Below are 21,290 nucleotides of genomic sequence, written 5' to 3'. Positions count from 1 at the left end.
AGATCCGGGGCCTTTCGCTTCGCGTCGACCGCTCAGGCCCGGCGCACCGTCAGGCCATCCTGGGCCGGGGACAGGTCGGCGATCACCGTGTCCCCGTCGGTGATCTCACCGGCGAGCAAGGCCTTCGCCAGCGAGTCGCCGATCGACGACTGGACGAGCCGGCGCAACGGTCGCGCGCCGTAGATCGGGTCGTATCCGTGATCGCCGAGCCACGCCACCGCGGGCTCGCTGACCTCAAGCTTGAGACGGCGCTCGGCCAGCCGTGCCCGCAGTCTTCCGAGCTGGATGTCCACGATCGCGGCCAAGTCGTCCTTGGTCAGCGAGTGGAACACCACGATGTCGTCCAGCCGGTTCAGGAACTCCGGCTTGAAGTGCGCCCGGACGACCGCCATCACCTCGTTGCGCCGCTCCTCGTCACCCATGATCGGGTCGGTGGTGGAGCCGAGGTTCGAGGTGAGCACCAGAATGGTGTTCCGGAAGTCCACCGTGCGGCCCTGCCCGTCGGTGAGGCGCCCGTCGTCGAGGACCTGCAACAGCACGTCGAAGACGTCCGGATGGGCCTTTTCCACCTCGTCCAGCAGCACCACCGAGTACGGCCTGCGGCGAACCGCCTCGGTCAACTGTCCGCCCTCCTCGTACCCGACATATCCCGGCGGCGCCCCGACCAGGCGAGCCACCGAGTGCTTCTCGCCGTACTCGCTCATGTCGATGCGTACCATCGCCCGTTCGTCGTCGAAGAGGAAGCCGGCCAGCGCCTTCGCCAGTTCGGTCTTGCCGACGCCGGTCGGGCCCAGGAACAGGAAGCTGCCCATCGGGCGGTCCGGGTCGGCTATGCCGGCCCGGCTGCGGCGCACCGCGCCGGAGACCGCGGCCACCGCCTCGGTCTGCCCGATCACCTTGGCCCGCAGCGAATCCTCCATGCGCAGCAGCTTCGCCGTCTCGCCCTCAAGCATGCGCCCGGCTGGGATGCCGGTCCAGGACGCCACCACCTCGGCGACGTCGTCCGCGCCGACCTCCTCCTTCACCATCGGAGGCTCCGATTTCTCCTCCTCGGCGGCGGACGCGCTGGCGATCTCCCGCTCCAGGGCCGGGATCTCCTCGTACTGCAGGCGCGACGCCTTCTCCCACGCCGCGTCGCGCTGCGCGCGCTCCAGTTCGCCGCGGGCCTCGTCGAGGGTCTTCTTCAGCTCGCCGACTCGGTTCAGGCCGCCGCGTTCCCGCTCCCATCGGGCGTTCAGCGCGGTCAGTTCCTCCTGCTTATCGGCGAGATCCTGCTTGAGCTTGGCGAGCCGGGCGCGGGACGCCTCGTCGGTCTCCCGGGCCAGCGCCAGTTCGTCCATGCGCATCCGATCCACGACCCGCTGCAACTGGTCCAGCTCGACCGGACGTGAGTCGATCTCCATGCGCAGGCGGGAGGCCGCCTCATCGATCAGGTCGATGGCCTTGTCCGGTAGGAATCGGTCGCTGATGTAGCGATCCGACAGGCTTGCCGCGGCAACCAGCGCACCGTCGGTGATCTGCACCCGGTGATGCGCCTCGTAGCGGCCCTTGAGCCCGCGCAGGATGCCGATGGTGTCCTCCACGCTCGGCTCGCCGACCACCACCGGTTGGAAGCGCCGCTCCAGGGCCGGGTCCTTCTCGATGTGCTCGCGGTACTCGTCCAGCGTGGTCGCGCCGACCATGCGCAACTCGCCGCGCGCCAGCATCGGCTTGAGCATGTTGCCGGCGTCCATCGAGCCCTCGCCCTTGCCCGCGCCGACCACGGTGTGCAACTCGTCGAGGAAGGTGACGACCCGACCGTCGGAGTTGCGGATCTCCTCCAGCACCGACTTGAGGCGCTCCTCGAACTGCCCGCGGTACTGCGCGCCGGCCACCATCGCGCCCAGGTCCAGGGAGACCAGTTTCTTGTCGCGCAGCGTTTCCGGGACGTCACCGGCCACGATGCGCTGCGCCAGCCCCTCGACGATGGCGGTCTTGCCGACGCCCGGCTCGCCGATCAGCACCGGGTTGTTCTTGGTGCGTCGGGACAGCACCTGCACCACACGACGGATCTCGGTGTCCCGGCCGATGACCGGATCGATCTTGCCGTCGCGGGCCAGCTCGGTCAGGTCCACGCTGTACTTCGCCAGCGCCTGGTAGGTCTGCTCGGGATCCTGGCTGGTCACCCTGCGGTCGCCGCCGCGGACCGCGGGGAACGCGGCGACCAGGGCGTCCTCGCCGGCCCCGGCCTCGCGCAGGGCCTTGCCCACCGGTCCGCCGACGCGGGCGAGGCCGGCCAGCAGGTGCTCGGTGGACACATACTCGTCACCCAGCGGCTTGGCGATCAGATGCGCCTCGTTCACCGCGTTGGTCAGCTCGCGGGACAGGCTCGGCTCGGCCGTGCTGGAGCCCCGGGCGACGGGAAGTTGTTCGATCGCGTGCAGCGCGGTCCGTCGGACATCGGCGGGGTTGGCACCGACCGCGCGCAACAGCGCCGGGGCGGTGGATCCGCCGGTGTCCAACAGCGCCAGCACCAGGTGCCACGGCTCGACCGTGGCGTGCCCGCGGGCAGTGGCGTCGGCGGCCGCGGCCAGAATCACGTCGCGGCTCTTGGTGGTCAGACGTTCGAGTTTCATGTGCTCCCCTGATCGGTGCGGTCCACCCGGCGACAACGCTGACAGACTTGAGCGTGTTCCACTCAACTCTAGGTCGGCCGATCCACCGCGGCAACGGAACTCACCGATGCCCGGTCGGCGACACCACCGCGTCGCCGACCGGGCGGCCCGTCAGCCCAGGCTGCTGCCCAGGTCGGTGCGTCCGGGAAGGTCGGGGAGCCGGCTGGGACCGAAGAAGTAGCCGGTCGGTCCGGGGATGCCGGCCGCGTCGCCGGGCACCACCGTGAAGGCGCCGCTGTCCTGCGCGGAACCGGTGTCCTCGCCGGGCGAGCCCACGACCAGAGCGTTCCGGCCGCCGTACGCGCCGGGCACCACGTGCAGGGCGGAGCCGAACGCGTCGCTGTCCTCGTTCGCGCCGGGGATTCCGGTCGAGTTCTGGTCCAGCCACCGCGACCCGGTCGCGGTGATCCCCCCGGAGCCGCTGTACAGCAGGATCACGGCGCCGGTGTACGGAGCGCTCCCGACCGACTCGTTCGGCGACCCGACGGCCAGGTCGGCACGACCGTCCCGGTTCAGGTCGCCGATCGCCAGCGCGGCGCCGAAGAAATCGTTCTCCGCCTCGCCGGGGATCTGCGGGTCGCTCTGGTCGAAGCCCAGGGCGCCGGTGGCGCTCACCCCGGTGGGGCCGCTCTTCAGCACCGCGATCGCGCCGGCGCTGCTGATCTGCCCGATGGCCTCGTCCGGCGACGCGATCACCAGATCCGGACGACCGTCACCGGTGAGATCCCCGGCCGCCAGCGCGCGGCCGAAGTGGTCACCTTCCTCGGGGTTGCCCGGCACACCGGCCGTGCCCTGGTCGAACCATTGCGCGCCGGTGCCGGTCAGTCCCTCGGCCGAACCGCGCACCACGACGACCGCGCCCACCGGGCCCGCGCTCAGCGCCTCGAACGGAGTGCCGATCGCGAGGTCCGCCCGGCCGTCCAGGTCGAAGTCGGCCGCGGCGAGCGCCCGGCCGAAGCCGTCCAGCGACTCGGCACCGCCGGGCACGCCGGGGCTGTCCTGGGTCAGCCAGAAGGCACCGTCGGTGGTCAGGCCGGAGTCCGACCCGGGCAGGATGCCGACCGCCCCGCCGTCGTCGTCCGTGTCCGGGGTTCCGACCTCGCGGTTCCAGTGCAGTCCGGAGGCACCGATGGCGAGGTCGTCGAGGCCGTCGCCGTCGAAGTCACCGGCCGCGAGCGCGTCACCGAACCAGATCCGGGTCTCGCCGCCCTCGATGCTCGACTTGTCGAACAGCTTGGCGCGGTCCGTTCCGAGGCCGGAATCCGAACCGTAGAGAACGGCGACCCGGTTCTGTCCGCTGACGGCGAGATCGGCGAAGCAGTCGCCGTCGAAGTAGCCGGTGGCGATCTGGTAGCCCAGCGAGCCCAGCGAGCCCTCGTCGCCGGTCGCCTCGACGACCGACCGCGCGGTGAACGTGTGCGGCGGCGTCGACCCGGTGTCGATCCCGTCCGCCGCTCCGTAGGCGATCGTCACCGCACCGGACAGCGAGCCGGACGGGACGTCCCCGGCCTCGGGCGCCCCCGCGGCCACGTCGGCGTAGCCGTCGCCGTTGAAGTCACTGGACAGGTGCGGGCAGGCGGCGGAGGCCGCCGATGCCGGGAGGACACCGAGCACGGGCGCCGCGAGGAGGGCGGCGGCGAGAAAGGGTCCGGACGGTCCACGTTTGAACACGAGCAATTCTCCGTTCATCAGATGGACCGCCGAAGGTAACCACCGGTGTCGATACCTCCGGGCCTCGTTTTCTTCGGCCGGACGTGATCCCGGACACGTGGCGCATCCCTCGGTTCTCGATCGGCAGACCCGTACGGTGAGAAGTCGTGGCCGCTCAGACTCCACCGCGCCCGAGCGTTGGCCGGGCCCTGCTCCCCCTCGGTCTGATCTTCCTGAGCGTGGGCATGTCGGTCTCGATCGTCATGCCGTTCCTCGCCCTGTTCCTGACCACCGAGGTGGAGGCCGGCCCGCTTCAGGTCACCGGCCTGCTCATCGCGGCGCCGCTGGCCGGCGTGGTCTCCTCCACGCTGATCGGTCGGATATCCGACCGTGGGGCCGTCCGCCGTCGCATCATCATCACGGCCGCCGCCGCCGGAGTGATCGGCACGTCGCTGACGTCGGTCATCCGCAGCTACTGGATCCTGTTGCTGCTCACGGTGACCGCCACGGCGGTCGCCAACGCGCTCTTCCCGCAGACCTTCGCGTACGCGCGTCAGGTGCTGCAGCGCAACAGCCCGGCACGCGCGGCGATGGGGATCAGCGCGCTGCGTACCGTCTTCTCCATCGCCTGGGTGGCCGGCCCGCCGATGGCCGCGGTCATCCTGGAGGCCGGTGGGTTTCGATTGGTTTACGGCACCGCGGCCGTCTTCTATGCGCTGTCGCTGCTCGTCGGGGTGGTGTGGCTGCGCGAGCTCGGGCCGCCGGAACGCCCGCGACCGACCGGGCCGACGGGTTCCGACGCGCCCGACGCGTCGTGGCCCGTTCTGCTGTTCACCAGCATCGGCTTCATCCTCCTCCAGACGCCGCTCACCCTCGCGGTGCAAGCGCTGCCGCTGTACGTCAGCCGCGATCTGGGCGGCGAAGTGTCCGACTCCGGACTCGTCCTCGGCCTCTGCGCCGCGCTGGAAATCCCGCTGATGCTCGGGTTCGGCGCCCTGTCCACCCGCGTGCCGGCGCGCGTCCTGATCCTCGCCGGCGGCGCCTGCGGCGTGGCCTACTACGCGTTGGCCAGCGCCTCGCACGCGGTTGGGATGCTGCTCGCCGCCCAGATCGTCAACGCGACCTTCATCGCCGCGGTCACCGGCCTGGGCATCAGCTACGTCCAGGACATGCTGCCGGGCCGGCCCGGGCAGGCCACCACGCTGTTCACCAACGCGTTCCCGCTCGGGGCGATGCTCGCCGGCCCGCTGTTCGGGCTCGCCCAGCACTTCGGCTTCCGGCTGGCCTTCGTGCTCTGCACCGGTCTGGCCGCGGCCGGGCTGGCGCTGTTGGTGGTGACCCGGCCACCCGCGCGCACCGCCGCGCAGGCCACCCGCGCCGGTGACATGACGAGTCACCAGTGAACGTACGGGTCAGATGATCTTCATGGCCGTTACCGTAGAGACGTGCGTGTACGGGTAGAACAGACTCCGCTTCCGGGCATCGGCGTCCGTCACGATCTGGTGACCAACTCCGGTCGTACGGTCGGTGTGGTCTCACACCGCAACGGCCGGCGCGACCTGGTGCTCTACGACGTCGACGATCCGGATGCCTGCCTGGCCTCGATACCACTGACCGACGACGAGGCGGCGGCGCTGGCCGACGTGCTCGGCGCCTCGCTGATGCTGGGGCAGCTCGCCGGTCTGCGCCAGCAGGCGGCGGGGCTGCTCACCGAGCAGATCGCCATCCCCGCGGGATCGATGTTCGTCGGGCGACGCATGGGCGACGCCCGCGCTCGTACGCGTACCGGGGCGTCCATCGTCGCCGTGCTGCGCGACCGGGAGGTCATCGCCTCGCCCGGCCCCTCGTTCGTCTTCGAGGCGAACGACGTGGTGGTCGTCGTCGGCACCCGGCAGGGCCTGGACGGCGTCACCGCCATCCTGGCCGGCGACATCGGCGACTGAGCCGGTGCACGGCACGACGGTCCTTCTCATCGAGGTCGGCGCGCTGCTCTTCGCGCTCGGCATGCTGGGCCGCCTGGGTCGCCGGATCGGGCTCTCCCCGATCCCGCTGTACCTCTTGGCCGGGCTGGCGTTCGGGCACGGTGGGTTGCTGCCGCTGTCGGCGAGTGAAGAGTTCATCGAGGTCGGCGCCGAGATCGGCGTGATCCTGTTGCTGGTCATGCTGGGTCTGGAGTACTCCGCCACCGAACTCGTCGGTAACCTGCGGTCGGCGGCGCCGGCGGGCATCGTGGACGCGCTGCTCAACGCGCTGCCCGGCGCCGCCTTCGCGCTGCTGCTCGGCTGGGGGTGGAAGGCCACCCTCGTGCTCGCCGGCATCACCTGGGTGTCGTCATCCGGCGTGGTCGCCAAGGTGCTCGGCGATCTCGGCCGGCTCGGCAACCGGGAGACCCCGGTGATCCTCTCCGTGCTGGTCATCGAGGATCTCGCGATGGCCTTCTATCTGCCCCTGATCACCGCGGTGCTGGCCGGCGTCGGATTCGTCGGAGGCATGCAGGCCCTGGCCGTCGCGGTGGTGACGGTGATCGCGGTGCTGGTGCTCGCCATCCGGTACGGCGGGGCGATCTCCAAGGCGGTATCGGTGCAGGACGCCGAGGCGCTGCTGCTCAGCGTGCTCGGCTTGACGCTGTTCGTCGCCGGGGTCGCGGCTGAGCTCAACGTCTCCGCCGCGGTCGGCGCCTTCCTGGTCGGCATCGCGCTGTCCGGCCAGGTCGCCCATCACGCGGTCGAGATGCTGTCGCCGTTGCGGGATCTGTTCGCGGCGGTGTTCTTCGTGTTCTTCGGGCTCACCACCAACCCCGCCGACATGCCACCGGTGCTCCTGCCGGCGTTCGGTCTGGCGGTGCTGACCATGGCGACCAAGGTGCTGACCGGTTATGTCGCGGCACGACAGGCCGGCATCGCGCTGCCCGGCCGGTTACGGGCCGGTCTGGCACTCATGCCACGAGGCGAGTTCTCCGTGGTCATCGCGGGCCTGGCGGTCGTCTCGGGGGTGCAACCCCAGTTGGCCCCGCTGGCCACCGCGTACGTCTTGATCACGGTGGTGAGCGGTCCGCTGCTGGCGCGCATCCCGGACTACGCCTGGGCCAAGTCGTGGCTGCGCCGACGCGCCGCCACCCGCCGAACAACCGAACGGGTACCGGCGACCGACTGATCTCATCATCATTCGGGCAGCTCAAAGCTACCGACGAGTATCACATTGTGATCCCGGGCACCTTCCGTCGGAACCGTCCGGCACGCTAGCGTTTCGCTCGATTCGGTGATGAGACGGCTCGATGAGGACGAGGCGGCGGCGTGAGCGTGCGTGAGCGTGACTCGGGATTCCCCGGCTTCGCCAACCCGGTCGACCCCCGGCCGGAGGAACTGCGCGCCTGGGCCTATCACCCGGAGTCCGTCCCGCTGGACACCATGCCGTTCGACTGGGACCTGCTGATCTCCGGCGACGTCCTCGGGCCGACGCTGTTCGAGCTGGCGATGGACCGGCAGTGTCCGGCGCGCCGGTTCGCGCTGCACTGCATGTATATCTACGCCGCCGACGGCGTCCGGTCGAATGCGACGTCGCAGCGCAAGCGCCGCCTGAAGAAATACATCGAGCGCGCGGAGGAGGTCGGCGACGAGCCGATGGCCATTTGGGCGCACAACTGCCGGGTGTTGTCCACCCGCCCCGAGCTCTTCGACTACCAGGAATGGATCGAGGGCGGCCTGGTCCGGCATCCGCGTCGGCTCGCCCTGTTCGGGCGGCGCTGACGCGCCGTCACGTGTGCGGGCGACGCGGACGCCACACCACCAGGGCGGTGGACGGACGTTCCTGGCGGACGAGGTCGCGGCTCGGCGCGTACGGTGACATGGCTTCCATCTCGGCGATCCGGGCGTACGCCACCCGAAGTTCCTGGGTGAGCTCCGCGACCTGCTCCTGCAGGTCGCTGACCAGTTGCTCCAGGCCGATGATGCGCTTGATGCCGGCCAGATTGACGCCGTCCTCCTGGCTGAGGCGCTGCACCTCGCGCAGTAGCGCCACGTCGCGCTCGCTGTAACGCCGGCCCCCGCCACCGGCGCGACCGGCTTGCACCAGTCCCAGCCGGTCGTACTGCCGCAGGGTCTGTGGATGCATACCGGCTAGCCGCGCGGCCACCGAGATGATCAAGACCTTCGCGTCGGAGGCCTGCTCCACCGAGATGTTGATCTCTTCGTACATGTGCCGCCCCTTTCCCGAAGGTCCCCTCCACCCCGTTGTGTGTCAGCTCGCCACCGGTTGGTGTCAAGACCGGCGCAACCGTGCCTCGATGCGCTCCCGGGCCGCCGGCGGAGTCAGCTTGGCGAACTGCTCCAGCGCGTCCCGAGCCTCGTCCGACACCGACGCCGGCACCTGCACCTCGACGGTGACCAGCAGATCGCCGGCCTCGGCGTTGCGCCGCGCCACGCCCTTGCCCCGCGCGCGCAGCGTCCGGCCGCTGGGCGTTCCGGGCGGCACTCGCAAGGTGACCGGCGCGTCGAGGGTGGGCACCCGCAGATCGGCGCCCAGCACGGCTTCGGCCATCGTGATCGGCACGGTGAGCGTGAGATCGTCGCCCTTGCGCCCGAACAACTCGTCCGGACGGACCCGGACCTGCACGTACAGATCGCCCGCGGTGCCGCCGCGGGCGCCCGGTTCGCCGCGGCCACTGAGCCGGATCCGCTGCCCGTCGGCGACGCCCGCGGGGAACCGGACGTTGATGGTGCGGTTCTTGGTCACCCCGCCGGTGCCACGGCATTCCGGGCACTTGTCGTCCACGATCTGCCCCGAGCCCTGGCATTCGCGGCACGGCTCGGAGAAGCTGAACGACCCCTGGTTGCGGGAGATCAGCCCGGTTCCGGAGCACTGCGGGCAAGTGCGGGGCGTGGTGCCCGGCTTCGCGCCGTTGCCGTGACAGGTGTCGCACACGCCCGGCGAGCGCAGCGTCAGCGGCAGCGTCGTGCCCTTCACCGCGTGCACGAAATCGAGCGTGACCTCGGCTTCCACGTCACGGCCGCGCTGCGGCCCGCGGCGCGTGCCGCCGCCGGTGCCGCCCGAGAAGATCGAACTGAAGATGTCCGAGAAGCCGGCGCCACCGAACCGCCGGTCGCCACCGGCCTGGCCGGCACCGGCCCCGGTGAAGCCGCCGAACAGGTCCGACGGGTCGAATTGGGTGCCGCCGCCACCGCCCGTGCGGGCTCCGCGGCGGAACGCCCCGGAGCCGAACAACGAGCGCATCTCGTCGTACTCCTTGCGCTTGCGCTCGTCGGCAAGCACGTCGTACGCCTCGGAAGCGGCCTTGAACTTGTCCTCGGCGTCCTTGTTGCCCGGGTTGCGGTCCGGGTGCAGTTCCCGCGCCAGTTTCCGGTACGCCTTCTTGATGTCGTCGGACGAGGCGGACTTGCTCACCCCGAGGACGGCGTAGAAGTCCTTCTCAAGCCAGTCCTTCGAACTCATCTGGTCCACCCCCTCCTGACGAATCGGGACGTCCCGCCCGCCGCTGAGCCGGCGGGCGGGACAATCGAGCAGATCACTCCGGATCAGCGACCGCGACCAGGGCGGGACGCAGCAAGCGCTCGCCCAGGGTGTAACCACGGCGCATCACCTCGACGCACGTCGGCTCGCTGACGTCGGCCGACGTCTGGTGCGCCACCGCCTCGTGCCGGGTCGGGTCGAAGGGATCGCCCTTCTCACCGAACCCGACCAGTCCCAGCTTCCCGGTCGCCGCGTTCAGCGACTCGGCCACTGTGGCGAACGGGCCGACCAGGTCGCCGTGCTCGCGGGCCCGATCGATGTCGTCGAGCACCGGCAGCAGCGCGGTCAGCACGTGACCGGTGGTCTGCTCGGCTGCCGTGGCCCGGTCACGATCGACCCGCTTGCGGTAGTTGGCGTACTCGGCGCTGATCCGTTGCAGGTCGCGAGTCCGTTCTTCGAGGTCGGTGCGCAGTGCTTCCAGCTCGGCGCCCAACCCGGAAGCCTCGCCCGCGGCCGGTTCCGTGCGCTCCGCGGACTCGGTGGCACCCGATGCGTCGTTCTCGTCCGTCTCGGGCGCGCGGTGCGCACCGCCGGCCTGCTCCTTGGCCTTCGCCTTGGCCTCGTCCTCGCTCACGGATTCCCCTGCCGGCATTTGGTTCGGATTGATCTTGCGACGGTTGCGGATGACGACGCGCTCGGTCGTCCGACCGTCGTTCTCGTCCTCCGCGGCGGTCACTTCTTCTCGTCCTCGTCCACGATCTCGGCGTCCACCACATCGTCCTGGCCACCCGCCGCGTTCGCGGACGGACCGGCCGAACCGGCCGAACCGGCGCCCGGCGCCTGTGCGCCGTCCGCATCGGGTCCACCCTGCGCGCCCTGGGCTCCGTCGGCCTGCTGCTGGGCGTACAGCAGCGAACCGGCCTCCTGGGAGATCTTGGCGAGTTCCTCGTGCGCAGACTTGATCTTCTCGATGTCCTGGCCGCCGAGCGCGCTGCGCAGGTTGCCGAGCGCCTCGTTCATCTTGTCCCGGCTGTCCTCGGGCAGTTTGTCGCCGCTCTCCGCGAGGAACTTCTCGGTCTGCCACTGCAACTGCTCGGCCAGGTTGCGGGTCTCCGCGTCCTCACGCCGCTTCTTGTCGTCGTCGGCGTGGTCCTGAGCGTCGCGCATCATGCGCTCGATGTCGTCCTTCGGCAGCGCGGAGCCGCCGGTGATGGTCATCTTCTGCTCCTTGCCGGTGCCCATGTCCTTGGCGTGCACGTTCACGATGCCGTTGGCGTCGATGTCGAAGGTGACCTCGATCTGCGGCACGTTGCGCGGCGCCGGCGGCAGACCGGTCAGTTCGAAGGTGCCGAGCTTCTTGTTGTACGCCGCGATCTCGCGCTCGCCCTGGAAGACCTGGATGAGCACGGACGGCTGGTTGTCCTCGGCCGTGGTGAAGACCTCGGAGCGCTTGGTCGGGATGGTGGTGTTGCGCTCGATCAGCTTGGTGAAGATGCCACCCTTGGTCTCGATGCCCAGCGACAGCGGGGTCACGTCGAGCAGCAGAACGTCCTTGACCTCGCCCTTCAGCACGCCGGCCTGCAGCGCGGCGCCGACCGCGACGACCTCGTCCGGGTTGACGCCCTTGTTCGGCTCCTTGCCGGTGAGCTGCTTGACCAGGTCCGACACGGCGGGCATGCGGGTCGAGCCGCCGACCAGGATGACGTGGTCGACGTCGGCGACCTTGATGCCGGCGTCCTTGATCGCCTGCTCGAACGGCGCCTTGGTGCGGTCCAGCAGGTCCTGCGTCATGCGCTGGAACTCGGACCGGCTCAGCGTCATGTCCATGTGCAGCGGCCCGTCCGGGCCGGCCGTGATGTAGGGCAGGTTGATGCTGGTCGTGGTGGCGGCGGACAGCTCGATCTTGGCCTTCTCGGCGGCCTCACGCAGACGCTGCAGCGCCATCTTGTCCTGGCTCAGGTCGATGCCGTTGGCACCGCGGAACGTCTTGACCAGGTGGTCGATGACCCGCTGGTCCCAGTCGTCACCACCGAGGTGGTTGTCGCCGGACGTGGACTTGACCTCGATGACGCCCTCGCCGAGCTCCAGCAGCGAGACGTCGAAGGTGCCGCCGCCGAGGTCGAAGACCAGGACGGTCTGCTCCTTCGAGCCCTTGTCCAGGCCGTACGCCAGGGCGGCGGCGGTGGGCTCGTTCACGATGCGCAGGACGTTGAAGCCCGCGATCTCGCCGGCCTCCTTGGTGGCCTGGCGCTGCGCGTCGTTGAAGTACGCCGGGACGGTGATCACCGCATCGGTGACCGGCTCGCCCAGGTACGCCTCGGAGTCCCGCTTGATCTTCATCAGCACCCGCGCGGAGATCTCCTGCGGGGTGTACTTCTTGCCGTCGATGTCGATCGACCAGTTGGTGCCGATCTCCCGCTTCACCGAACGAATGGTCCGGTCCGGGTTGGTCACCGCCTGGCGCTTCGCCACCTCACCGACGAGCACCTCCTGGTTGCGCGCGAAGGCGACGATGGACGGGGTGGTCCGGGAGCCCTCAGCGTTGGCGATGACGGTGGGCTCGCCTCCTTCCAGAACGCTGACGCAGGAGTTCGTGGTGCCGAGGTCGATGCCGACCGCTCGTGCCATGTTCGCTTCCTCGCTTCATGCTGGCTTGCTTCGTGCTGACTCCGGCCCAAGTTGAGCGGACCTGGCTCAATGATGCCACGATCATCGGCATCGTCAAATCGAAGTTGAGCCAACTGGGCGCAAGTTGCGTTCCCCACATTCCTGTCCGGTCACGGCACAGCGGCACCTGTTGTCTGTGTCGTATCGATCGGGCACGCTTTACCCGTGACGACGCACGGTGACGCGGTCGGATCGCCGGCCTCCGCCGCCGCCTCCGCGCCAGGACCGGAGAAGGACGACGTCGAGGCCCGGCCGCCGGAGCAGGCGACGGCCGCCGACGCCGCCCCGGACAACCGCGCCCCGGCTCCGGCGCCAAACGCTGGCCAACCGTCGCCGTCATCCCCGGCCGAGTCGTCGTCATCCCCGGCCGATCGGCGGGATGCGCAGGTGAAGGGTCCCACGACCGAGCAATCCACCGCAGCGGACACGGTGTCCGAACCGCCTGTCATGGCGGAACCACCGCCCGCACTCGGGCGGCTGGCCGAGGCGCTCAGCCGCCTGCGGGCGACCATCGGCGGGACGACCTATCCGCTGGCCATGCCCTCCGCCGACGAGGCCCGCCGGGTGGGTACGGCGCTGGTGTCACAGCTCGACGATTACCTTCTGCCACGCCTGGCGCGTCTGGACGCACCGCTGCTGGTGGTGGTCGGCGGCTCCACCGGCGCGGGCAAGTCCACGCTCGTGAACAGTCTGGTCCGGGCACCGGTCAGCGCTGCCGGCGTGCTGCGTCCGACCACCCGCTCCCCGGTCCTGGTCAGCCACCCGGACGACCTGCCCTGGTTCCGGCAGGGCGAACTGCTGCCCGGCCTGACACGCATCACCGAGTCGAGCACCGACCCGCGGACCCTGCAGTTGGTCCCCGCGCCCGCGCTCGGGTCGGGGCTCGCCTTCCTGGACGCGCCGGACATCGACTCGGTGGTGGACCGCAACCGCGCCCTGGCGGCCCAGCTCCTGGCCGCCGCCGACCTGTGGCTCTTCGTGACCACGGCAGCCCGATACGCGGATGCCGTCCCGTGGGAGTTGCTGACCACCGCACGGTTGCGCGGCACCGTGATCGCGCTGGTGCTCGACCGCGTTCCAGCCGAGGCGGCCGGTGAGGTCTCGGCGCATCTCGGCGAGATGCTGGCCGCGCATGACATGTCGGCCGCCCCGCTGTTCGTCATGCCGGAAACGCACCTGGAGGCTCAGGGGCTGCTGCCGGACGACGTCACCGCGCCCCTGCGCGACTGGTTCGCGCAGCTCGCCGTGGACGCGAGCGCGCGGGCCGCGGTCGTGCGGCAGACGCTGGACGGTGCACTCGCGGCGCTGCAGCCCACCGTGGAAGGGCTGGCCGAGGCCGCCGACGAGCAGAGCCGTGCCGCCGCCGCGCTGCAGGAGCGGGTGATCGCGGCCTACCGGACCGCCCGCCGCACCATCGAGCAGGGGCTGCAGGACGGCCGCCTGCTGCGCGGCGAGGTGCTCGCACGCTGGCAGGAATTCATCGGCACCGGCGAGTTCCTGCGCACCCTCGAATCGCGCGTGGGACAGGTCCGCGACCGGCTGGTGGCCGCCCTCACCGGGCGCCCGGCGCCCGGCCGCAACCTGCAGGACGCGCTGGAGTCCCAACTGGTCACGCTGATCCGGGGAGTGTGCGCGGACGCCTCCGAACAGGCCTGGCAGGCGTGGCAGGCCCACCCGGCCGGGGTGGCGCTGCTGGAACCGGCCCTGCAACGGCCCGCGCCCGATCTCCCGGATCGCGCCGAGCGCCTGGTCCGGGACTGGCAGCAGTGGGTGCTGGAGCTCGTCCGTGCCGAGGCCGGGGACCGGCGTGTGGTGGCGCGCGGTGCGGCGTACGCGGTGAACGGCGCCGGCCTCGCGGTGATGATCGCCGTGTTCACCTCGACCGCCTTCATCCCCACCGGCGCGGAGGTTGCCGTCGGCGCGGGCACCACCGTCGCCGCGCAGAAGGTCCTTGAGGCCATCTTCGGCGACCAGGCGATCCGCACGCTCGCCGGCCGGGCCCGGGAGAACTTGATGGAACGGATCACGGACCTGCTCAACGCCGAGGCGGCGCGCTACACCGAGCGCGCGGCTGCGGCCGGGCTCGACGCCGATCCCGGCGCGGGGTTGCGCCACGCGGCCACCGCGGTGGAACGTGCCCGGGAAGAACTCGCGTTGACCGCGCCCTCCGGAGGAACGTCGTCATGAGCCTGGTGCAACCGTCGTGAGCCTGGTGGAAAAGGTGCGGGACGCGCTCGGCCACGGCGACGACCGGGTGGACGCGGAACGCCTGGCGGAACGGCTCAGCGCGCTGTCTCGCTTCCTGCGCGTGGTCGACCCGTATCTCCCGGACGGTGACCTGGTGGCGGCGCACACGTTGGTGGAGCGCGCGGGCAGCCGGCTGTCGCTGTCCCGGGACCACACCGTGGTTGCCCTGGCCGGCAGCACCGGCAGCGGCAAGTCGAGCCTCTTCAACGCGTTGGCCCGGCTCCGGCTGTCGCCGGTCGGCGTGCGCCGGCCGACCACCGGCGTGGCGCATGCCTGCGTATGGGGTCCGCTGGAGCCAGCCAATCAGCTACTCGACTGGATCGGCGTGCTGCCACGCCAGCGCTTCATCCGGGAGAGCGCGCTGGACGGCGACGACGAGGCCGCCCTGCACGGGTTGGTGCTGCTGGACCTGCCCGACTTCGACTCGGTGGAGCGCAGCCACCGCCTCGAAGTGGACCGCCTGCTCGGCCTGGTCGACCAGATGGTCTGGGTGGTCGATCCGCAGAAGTACGGCGACCGGGTCCTGCACGACGCCTACCTGCGGAAGTTCCGCTCACACGCGGACGTGACGGTGGTCGTGCTCAACCAGGCCGATCGGCTGTCCACCGACGACACCGACGTGGTGCTCACCGACTTGAAGCGGCTGCTCGGCGACGACGGGCTGACCACGTCCCCGGTCATGGCCACGTCCGCAAAACAGCCCGGCATGCTGACCGAGCTGCGCGCAGCGCTGGAGAAGACGGTCGCCGACCGGCAGGCCGCGCTGCGTCGGCTGTCGGCCGACCTGGACACGGTGAGCGAAGAGCTGGCCGGCACGATGGGGCCGCCCGCAGCCGAGGACGAAGTGGACCGCGCGACCGTGCGGCAGCTCTCCGACGCGCTCGCCACCTCGGCCGGCGTGCCCGCGGTGGCCGCGGCGACCGGGAACGCGTACCGGCACCGCGCCGCCGCGTCCACCGGCTGGCCGGTGCTGCGCGGGCTGCGCCGTCTGCGGCCCGACCCGCTGCGCCGGCTGCACCTGCCGGAATCGACGGAGTCCGAGATCGTGCCGCGCAGCTCGCTCCCCGAGCCGGACGCCGCGCAGCGGTCCGCGGTCGGCCTGTCCGTGCGGGCCGTCGCCGACCGCGCCGCCGCGCCGATCCCGGCCATCTGGGCGGCGCCCCTGAACGCCGCCGCCCGTTCCCGCAGCGCCGACCTGCCGGATGCCCTGGACCGCGCGGTCGCCACCACCGACCTGGGGGTGTCCCGCCGCCCGCTGTGGTGGCGGGTGGTCGGCCTGCTGCAGTGGGTGGTCACCCTGGCCGCGGTGGTCGGCCTGGGATGGCTGATCGCCGGGTACGCGGTACGGGTGCTCGGGTTGCCCGAGTTCGACACGCCGAAGGTCGGCGAGGTACCGCTTCCGACCCTGTTGCTGCTCGGCGGGCTGCTAGCGGGTCTGCTGCTCTGGCTGTTGATCACGCCCGTGATCAACTGGGCAGCCGGGCGCGCCCGCAAACGCGCCGAACAACGGCTGCGAGCGTCGGTCACCGAGGTGGCCCGCGAGCAGGTGGTGGCGCCGGTGCGCGAGGTGCTCAACGCGTACGCGCAGGCCCGCGAAGCCCTGACCGTGGTCCGATCTGAGTAATTCGACCGCCGTGCGTCGCGAGTAGGCTCGGCCCATGCCGGCACCTCAGACTCCGTACGAAGCGGTCCTGCAAGCCGCCCGCGACGTGACGAAGCTGGACTGCGCGTTGGACGCCGAGATGCTCGGCACCGCCTTACTGGGCAGCATCTACTCGGTGGCCGAGACGGATCGGGTGCAGGCCGTCCGCGCGTTCGTCGGCCACTTCCTCAGCGCCACGCACCGGCGACGCACCGCCGACGCCACCACGATCCGCGAGGTGTTCGCGGCCCTGGTGCCGGATGCGGACGGCGCCGCCGAGGTCCGGCGTGGGGCGCAGGCGCCGGGGTGGGCGGCGCAGCTCGGCCGGGTGCGCCCGACGGGCTGTTACGCCTACGGCGACGTGTACGGCGACCAGACGTCCTACCTGGTGACATTCGCCTACGACGACGCGCACGAGGGCGGCCCCGAACACGCCGTGGTGGCGCTCATCGATCACAACATCGGGATCACCAAGGACGTCTTCGTGGGCGGCCCGGCAGACCGCATCCTGGGGCAGGTCCGCGAAATGTGCGCCGACGACGAGCTGACGTGGTTCCGCGAGGAGGATCCGGGCCGGTTGCGCGGGGAGGTGCACCGCCACCTGGAGGTCACCGACGAGCTGACCGACCTGCCTTCATCCGGATCGCTGTCCACCGACCGGGCGCTCGCCGGCGCCCGCCTGGCGTTGCTGCCCACCGCGACCACCCCGCCGCTGCCCGAACCACCACACCCGGCGGCCCCCGAGGTGGCACGCGACTTCCTCGCCTCGCCGTCCGCCGGGCGCTTCGGCCTCGATCGCATACGTGCCGATGACGAAGCGGCGAGCCTGCACTTCTGCCTGGGGCTGATCCTGGATCACGCGGCCACCCTGCCCGACTCGGACCCGTTGCGGTGGAGCCCGGCGGTGGCGGAGTTGTTCCTGCTGGACTGGGTGCACCGGCGCGCCGTACTCGACATGGACGACGCGGCCATGTTGCCGAAGGTGGCGCGTGCCTGGTCCGCTTACGCGATCGGCAAACGGGGTCTGCCGGCCGCGGCGGTGGAGCAGACCGGCGAGGTGCTTGAGGAGATGATCCCGGAGTTCGCGCGTCTCTACGCAACCGGCGAACGACGCAGCCCAGCGACGGCGGCGGTGGCACAGTTGATCTCCGAGGGTGTTGATCCGAACGACAGCGACGCGATAGACGCCTGGATCGAGACGAACCGGCACCGCCTGGGCGACGACACGTAACGCCTCAGATCCGAAATTCCGCCCGGACGCGGCAAGTCGTCGCAAACGTATGCCTGCTATACCGGACTCCACCGTGTTCGCGTGGTCGCCGTATAGACGCTGGTCATCTCCGGCTGCTCGCGCCGCTGGCGTGGTGGCCGCCGACGTTTCCTGTGCGGTCCGCGCGGGCAGGCTGCTTTCGGTGCGCACCAGTGGCGACATGACGTGCGCGCTCCCGGCCGCGGCCGTCGCGATCACCGCGAACGCCGTTGCGATGATGGTTGCGCACCGGGGAGTCGACGTTGTCGCGCCACGGCGACCGGGCCAACGGCTTGTGCGGCGCGGGGCGCGACCCGCCCGCGCTGCGCTCGTGACATGGGGTGCGGCTACGCCGTGACCGCTCCTCCTTGGCGGGGTCGGCGGGCCGGTCGGGCTGCGTCGGTCGGCCTGGACGCGCCGGACCCCCGGGCTCGGCCGGACCCCCGGGCTCGGCCGGACCCCCAGGCTCCGCCGGACCCGCGGGTTGCGCCGGCCTGTTGGGCTCCGCCGGACCGGCGGGCAGCGTGGGCCCAGCCGGATGCTCGGACGTGCCGTTGCCGTCCGGCGCGGACGGAGCATCCGCGCCGGCGGTGCCGCTGGCGCCGTTGACACCGAAAAACCCGGCGGCATGATCCGAGCTGTCACCACCGGCGCCGTTCGCCGCGCCCGACCCGGTCACGCCGCCGTGTTTCACGGCCCGGCCCGAACCCTCGTCGGCGAATGCTGCCGAGCCGTGGGTGGCCGTCGCCGCGCCGGGCCGCCATGTGGACGCATCCGGAGCGTGCGACACACCCGAGGACGAGGTAGACCCTGGCGAAGGCGCCGTGTGGGGGGACGAGACCGGCCCCGGAGCGGACGCGGCACCGGGCGACGCGGGCTGCGACGACGACGGCACCGCGGACGACGGCGCCGGGATCAACGGAATGACCGGCGCAGACGAGGGCGGCGGCAGGAACGGGATGTCGATCGTGCCGGTGTCACCCTCGGACAGCTCGTTGGACCCGGCCAGGATCGCCGCCAGGGTCGGCAGCGATGCCAAGCCCACCAGCATGGCGACGACCAGCACGTACCGGCGGGTCGGGCCGGCGAAGCCGTCGGCTCGGTAGATGCCGTTCAGCCTCCGGCGCAACCTCCGCAACGGCGGCACGAGGCGCTCGTTCTTCGATCCCTCCGGCACCGGACCGCCCTCCCCAGGGAAAGATCTTTTTGAATCGCTCCAGTGCTGGGGTGAACGACGGACGCCCATATCGGCAGCGGCCGAAGCCGTTCCTTCGTACGGAAGTGAGGTGACGAAAAACAGCTAACCGGACAAAAGCCCCGAGAACCGCGACGGCATAATTTCCGGGATGTGATCGACCTGCTCTGTAACCGGGCTCACGTTCTCTGTCAGGATGGTGACGATGGCACCGCTGCCGTCGCCCCCGCATACCAGCGGGGAGCGGTGGGGGCCGTCACTCCCCGGCAGGGTTCCTGACCTTGCCGAGACGTCGCGCGGCAACCTCACCCGGTCCAGCGCGGCGACACCCAGCGGTCAGCCGTGCGGACGGGCGACACCCGCCGCGGGCGTAGATGAGGAACAGGGAGACACGGATGGCGAACGGCGAGAGCGAAGTCGGGGCCGACGTCCCGGCCGGTGGCTTCGTCCAACTACTCACCCCCGACGGTGAGCGAGTCGACAGCGTCACCACCGCCGAGGGCACGACATACACGGTCGACTTCAGCGACGACGAATATCGCGAGCTCTACCGGGATCTGGTGACGGTACGCCGCCTGGACACCGAGGCCACCGCTCTGCAGCGCCAGGGCGAACTGGGCATCTGGGCCAGCCTGCTGGGCCAGGAGGCGGCACAGGTCGGCTCGGGCCGGGCGCTGCGACCGCAGGACATGGCATTCCCGACCTACCGCGAGCACGGCGTGCTCTACACCCGCGGCATCGACCCGATCATGCCGTTCGGCCTGTTCCGGGGCGTCGACCAGGGCGGATGGGACCCCAACGAGTTCAAGTTCAACACCTACACGATCGTCATCGGCTCGCAGACGCTGCACGCCACCGGCTACGCCATGGGCATCACCATGGACGGCAAGACCGGCGGCCCGGACGGCGAGGCCGTGATCGCCTACTTCGGTGACGGCGCCACCAGCCAGGGCGAGGTGAACGAGTCCTTCGTCTGGTCCGGGGTGTTCCACGCGCCGATCGTCTTCTTCTGCCAGAACAACCAGTACGCGATCTCCGAACCGCTGGAACGCCAGACGCGCATTCCGCTGCACCGGCGGGCCGACGGGTACGGCTTCCCGGGCGTACGCGTGGACGGCAACGACGTGCTCGCCACGTTCGCGGTGACCCGGGCCGCACTGGACAACGCCCGTCAAGGACAGGGACCGACGCTCATCGAGGCGTACACCTACCGCATGGGCGCACACACCAGCTCGGACGATCCCACCCGATACCGGATCGCCAGTGAGGTGGAGTCGTGGCAGGCCAAGGACCCGATCCTGCGCTTGCGGACGTTCCTCACCAAGCAGCAGATCGCGGACGACACCTTCTTCGCCGACGTGGACGATTCCGCCAAGTCGCTGGCGCTGAGCCTGCGCGAACGCGTACTGGCCATGCCGGATCCGCAGCCGGTCACACTCTTCGACAACGCGTATCCGAACGGCTCGCCCGAGGTCGACGCGCAACGCGAGCAGTTCGTCGCCTACCACGCGGCGTTCGAGGGGAGTGACCACTGATGGCCGAGACTCTCACCCTGGGCAAGGCCCTCAACCATGGCCTGCGCCGCGCGTTGGAGAACGATCCCAAGGTCATCATCATGGGCGAGGACGTCGGCAAGCTCGGTGGCGTCTTCCGCATCACCGACGGGCTGCAGAAGGACTTCGGTGAGGACCGGGTCATCGACACTCCGCTCGCCGAGGCAGGCATCGTCGGGACCGCGGTCGGCCTGGCCATCCGCGGATTTCGCCCAGTCTGCGAGATCCAGTTCGATGGCTTCGTCTTTCCGGCGTACAACCAGATCGTCGCCCAGGTGGCGAAGATGTTCTACCGCTCCAACGGCAACGTCCGGCTGCCTATCGTCATCCGGATCCCGTACGGCGGTGGGATCGGCGCCGTCGAGCACCACTCGGAGTCGCCGGAGGCGTATTTCGCCCACACGCCCGGTCTGAAGGTGGTGACCTGCGCCAACCCGTCCGACGCTTACCACATGATCCAGCAGGCGATCAGCAGCGACGACCCGGTCGTGTTCTTCGAACCGAAGCGGCGGTACTGGGAGAAGGGCACGGTGGAGCTGGACCGGCCGGCCGAGGCCGAGCTGCACGCCTCGCGCATCGTGCGCGAGGGCACCGACGCGACGATTCTGGCGTACGGGCCGATGGTCCGCACCGCGCTGGACGCGGCGACCGCCGGCGCGGAGGACGGACGCCATCTGGAAGTCATCGACCTGCGCACGCTCTCGCCGTTGGACCTCGGGCCGGCATATGAGTCGGTGCGCCGGACCGGGCGGTGCGTGGTGGTGCACGAGGCGCCGGGCAACCTCGGACTGGGCTCGGAGATCGCGGCTCGGATCACCGAGGAGTGCTTCTACTCGCTGGAGTCGCCGGTGCTGCGCGTGACCGGGTACGACGTGCCCTATCCCGCGGCCCGGGTCGAGGAGGAGTACCTTCCCGACCTCGACCGGGTGCTGGACGCCGTCGACCGCACGTTCGGATGGTGACGCCG

General features: G+C 70.6%; 16 protein-coding genes. 9 read left to right on the top strand and 7 right to left on the bottom strand.

From position 1 onward, the window contains the following. Positions 1 to 32 precede the first annotated feature (32 nt). Both clpB and IEY73_RS15750 read right to left on the bottom strand, forming a co-directional pair. On the bottom strand, positions 33 to 2,615 hold the full coding sequence (gene clpB, locus IEY73_RS15755; protein ID WP_189079955.1) for an ATP-dependent chaperone ClpB: 2,583 nt from the start codon (positions 2,613 to 2,615) through the stop codon (positions 33 to 35). A gap of 150 nt (positions 2,616 to 2,765) precedes the next feature. Beyond that, positions 2,766 to 4,325 (bottom strand): FG-GAP repeat protein, encoded by a 1,560-nt coding sequence (locus IEY73_RS15750; RefSeq protein WP_189079954.1) that lies wholly within the window; start codon positions 4,323 to 4,325, stop codon positions 2,766 to 2,768. A gap of 146 nt (positions 4,326 to 4,471) precedes the next feature. Here IEY73_RS15750 and IEY73_RS15745 point away from each other — a divergent pair, with 146 nt between their 5' ends. From IEY73_RS15745 to IEY73_RS15730, 4 genes are all read left to right on the top strand, one after another. Further along, positions 4,472 to 5,707 (top strand): sugar efflux transporter, encoded by a 1,236-nt coding sequence (locus tag IEY73_RS15745; protein ID WP_229715862.1) that lies wholly within the window; start codon positions 4,472 to 4,474, stop codon positions 5,705 to 5,707. A gap of 42 nt (positions 5,708 to 5,749) precedes the next feature. Then, positions 5,750 to 6,247 (top strand): cation:proton antiporter regulatory subunit, encoded by a 498-nt coding sequence (locus tag IEY73_RS15740; protein WP_189079953.1) that lies wholly within the window; start codon positions 5,750 to 5,752, stop codon positions 6,245 to 6,247. Positions 6,248 to 6,251: 4 nt separating this feature from the next. After that, positions 6,252 to 7,457 (top strand): cation:proton antiporter, encoded by a 1,206-nt coding sequence (locus IEY73_RS15735; RefSeq protein ID WP_189079952.1) that lies wholly within the window; start codon positions 6,252 to 6,254, stop codon positions 7,455 to 7,457. Positions 7,458 to 7,603: 146 nt separating this feature from the next. After that, entirely contained in the window at positions 7,604 to 8,050 is a 447-nt protein-coding gene (locus tag IEY73_RS15730; protein WP_189080006.1) for a hypothetical protein, read from the top strand. Positions 8,051 to 8,057: 7 nt separating this feature from the next. Here IEY73_RS15730 and IEY73_RS15725 read toward each other — a convergent pair whose 3' ends face one another. From IEY73_RS15725 to dnaK, 4 genes are all read right to left on the bottom strand, one after another. Further along, on the bottom strand, positions 8,058 to 8,498 hold the full coding sequence (locus IEY73_RS15725) for a heat shock protein transcriptional repressor HspR (RefSeq protein ID WP_189079951.1): 441 nt from the start codon (positions 8,496 to 8,498) through the stop codon (positions 8,058 to 8,060). Positions 8,499 to 8,561: 63 nt separating this feature from the next. After that, positions 8,562 to 9,752 carry a molecular chaperone DnaJ gene (dnaJ, locus tag IEY73_RS15720; protein ID WP_189079950.1) on the bottom strand — a complete coding sequence of 397 codons (1,191 nt, stop codon included), beginning with the start codon at positions 9,750 to 9,752 and terminating at the stop codon, positions 8,562 to 8,564. Positions 9,753 to 9,825: 73 nt separating this feature from the next. Then, the gene (gene grpE, locus IEY73_RS15715) at positions 9,826 to 10,506 is read right to left on the bottom strand and encodes a nucleotide exchange factor GrpE (RefSeq protein WP_189079949.1); all 681 of its coding nucleotides are present in this window, start codon (positions 10,504 to 10,506) and stop codon (positions 9,826 to 9,828) included. After that, positions 10,503 to 12,398, bottom strand: a complete 1,896-nt coding sequence (gene dnaK / locus IEY73_RS15710) for a molecular chaperone DnaK (protein WP_189079948.1) — start codon at positions 12,396 to 12,398, stop codon at positions 10,503 to 10,505. Before dnaK ends, grpE begins: the two co-directional genes overlap by 4 nt. A 486-nt stretch (positions 12,399 to 12,884) precedes the next feature. Between dnaK and IEY73_RS15705 the strand changes: the two genes are divergently transcribed. The 3 genes from IEY73_RS15705 to IEY73_RS15695 are packed head-to-tail and all read left to right on the top strand — an operon-like array spanning position 12,885 to position 17,557. Next, complete coding sequence (locus IEY73_RS15705) at positions 12,885 to 14,624, top strand: GTPase domain-containing protein (RefSeq protein ID WP_189080005.1); 1,740 nt, start codon at positions 12,885 to 12,887, stop codon at positions 14,622 to 14,624. Positions 14,625 to 14,640: 16 nt separating this feature from the next. Continuing rightward, complete coding sequence (locus tag IEY73_RS15700) at positions 14,641 to 16,308, top strand: GTPase family protein (RefSeq protein ID WP_189079947.1); 1,668 nt, start codon at positions 14,641 to 14,643, stop codon at positions 16,306 to 16,308. Positions 16,309 to 16,342: 34 nt separating this feature from the next. Beyond that, positions 16,343 to 17,557 carry a hypothetical protein gene (locus tag IEY73_RS15695; protein ID WP_189079946.1) on the top strand — a complete coding sequence of 405 codons (1,215 nt, stop codon included), beginning with the start codon at positions 16,343 to 16,345 and terminating at the stop codon, positions 17,555 to 17,557. A gap of 103 nt (positions 17,558 to 17,660) precedes the next feature. On the opposite strand, the gene IEY73_RS34130 is transcribed toward IEY73_RS15695, so the two are convergent. After that, positions 17,661 to 18,752: a hypothetical protein gene (locus IEY73_RS34130; RefSeq protein ID WP_268240452.1), complete on the bottom strand. Its 1,092-nt coding sequence runs from the start codon at positions 18,750 to 18,752 to the stop codon at positions 17,661 to 17,663. A 413-nt stretch (positions 18,753 to 19,165) separates the two neighbouring features. Between IEY73_RS34130 and pdhA the strand changes: the two genes are divergently transcribed. After that, positions 19,166 to 20,305: a pyruvate dehydrogenase (acetyl-transferring) E1 component subunit alpha gene (gene pdhA / locus IEY73_RS15680; RefSeq protein ID WP_189079943.1), complete on the top strand. Its 1,140-nt coding sequence runs from the start codon at positions 19,166 to 19,168 to the stop codon at positions 20,303 to 20,305. Then, positions 20,302 to 21,285, top strand: a complete 984-nt coding sequence (locus IEY73_RS15675; RefSeq protein WP_189080004.1) for an alpha-ketoacid dehydrogenase subunit beta — start codon at positions 20,302 to 20,304, stop codon at positions 21,283 to 21,285. The genes pdhA and IEY73_RS15675 overlap by 4 nt, the downstream gene beginning before the upstream one ends. Positions 21,286 to 21,290 lie beyond the last annotated feature (5 nt).

The sequence above is a fragment of the Mangrovihabitans endophyticus genome (genome assembly GCF_014646155.1).
Taxonomy (GTDB): Bacteria; Actinomycetota; Actinomycetes; order Mycobacteriales; family Micromonosporaceae; genus Actinoplanes; species Actinoplanes endophyticus.
The sequence above is the reverse complement of the archived record's forward strand: the minus strand, read 5'-3'. Positions and strand labels throughout refer to the sequence as shown.

What these genes read in the sequence shown, in the direction of transcription:
- clpB (WP_189079955.1), bottom strand. Translation starts at nt 2,615, where the DNA reads ATGAAACTCGAACGTCTGACCACCAAGAGCCGCGACGTGATTCTGGCC.
- IEY73_RS15725 (WP_189079951.1), bottom strand. Translation starts at nt 8,498, where the DNA reads ATGTACGAAGAGATCAACATCTCGGTGGAGCAGGCCTCCGACGCGAAG.
- dnaJ (WP_189079950.1), bottom strand. Translation starts at nt 9,752, where the DNA reads ATGAGTTCGAAGGACTGGCTTGAGAAGGACTTCTACGCCGTCCTCGGG.
- dnaK (WP_189079948.1), bottom strand. Translation starts at nt 12,398, where the DNA reads ATGGCACGAGCGGTCGGCATCGACCTCGGCACCACGAACTCCTGCGTC.
- IEY73_RS15705 (WP_189080005.1), top strand. Translation starts at nt 12,885, where the DNA reads ATGGCGGAACCACCGCCCGCACTCGGGCGGCTGGCCGAGGCGCTCAGC.
- IEY73_RS15695 (WP_189079946.1), top strand. Translation starts at nt 16,343, where the DNA reads ATGCCGGCACCTCAGACTCCGTACGAAGCGGTCCTGCAAGCCGCCCGC.
- pdhA (WP_189079943.1), top strand. Translation starts at nt 19,166, where the DNA reads ATGGCGAACGGCGAGAGCGAAGTCGGGGCCGACGTCCCGGCCGGTGGC.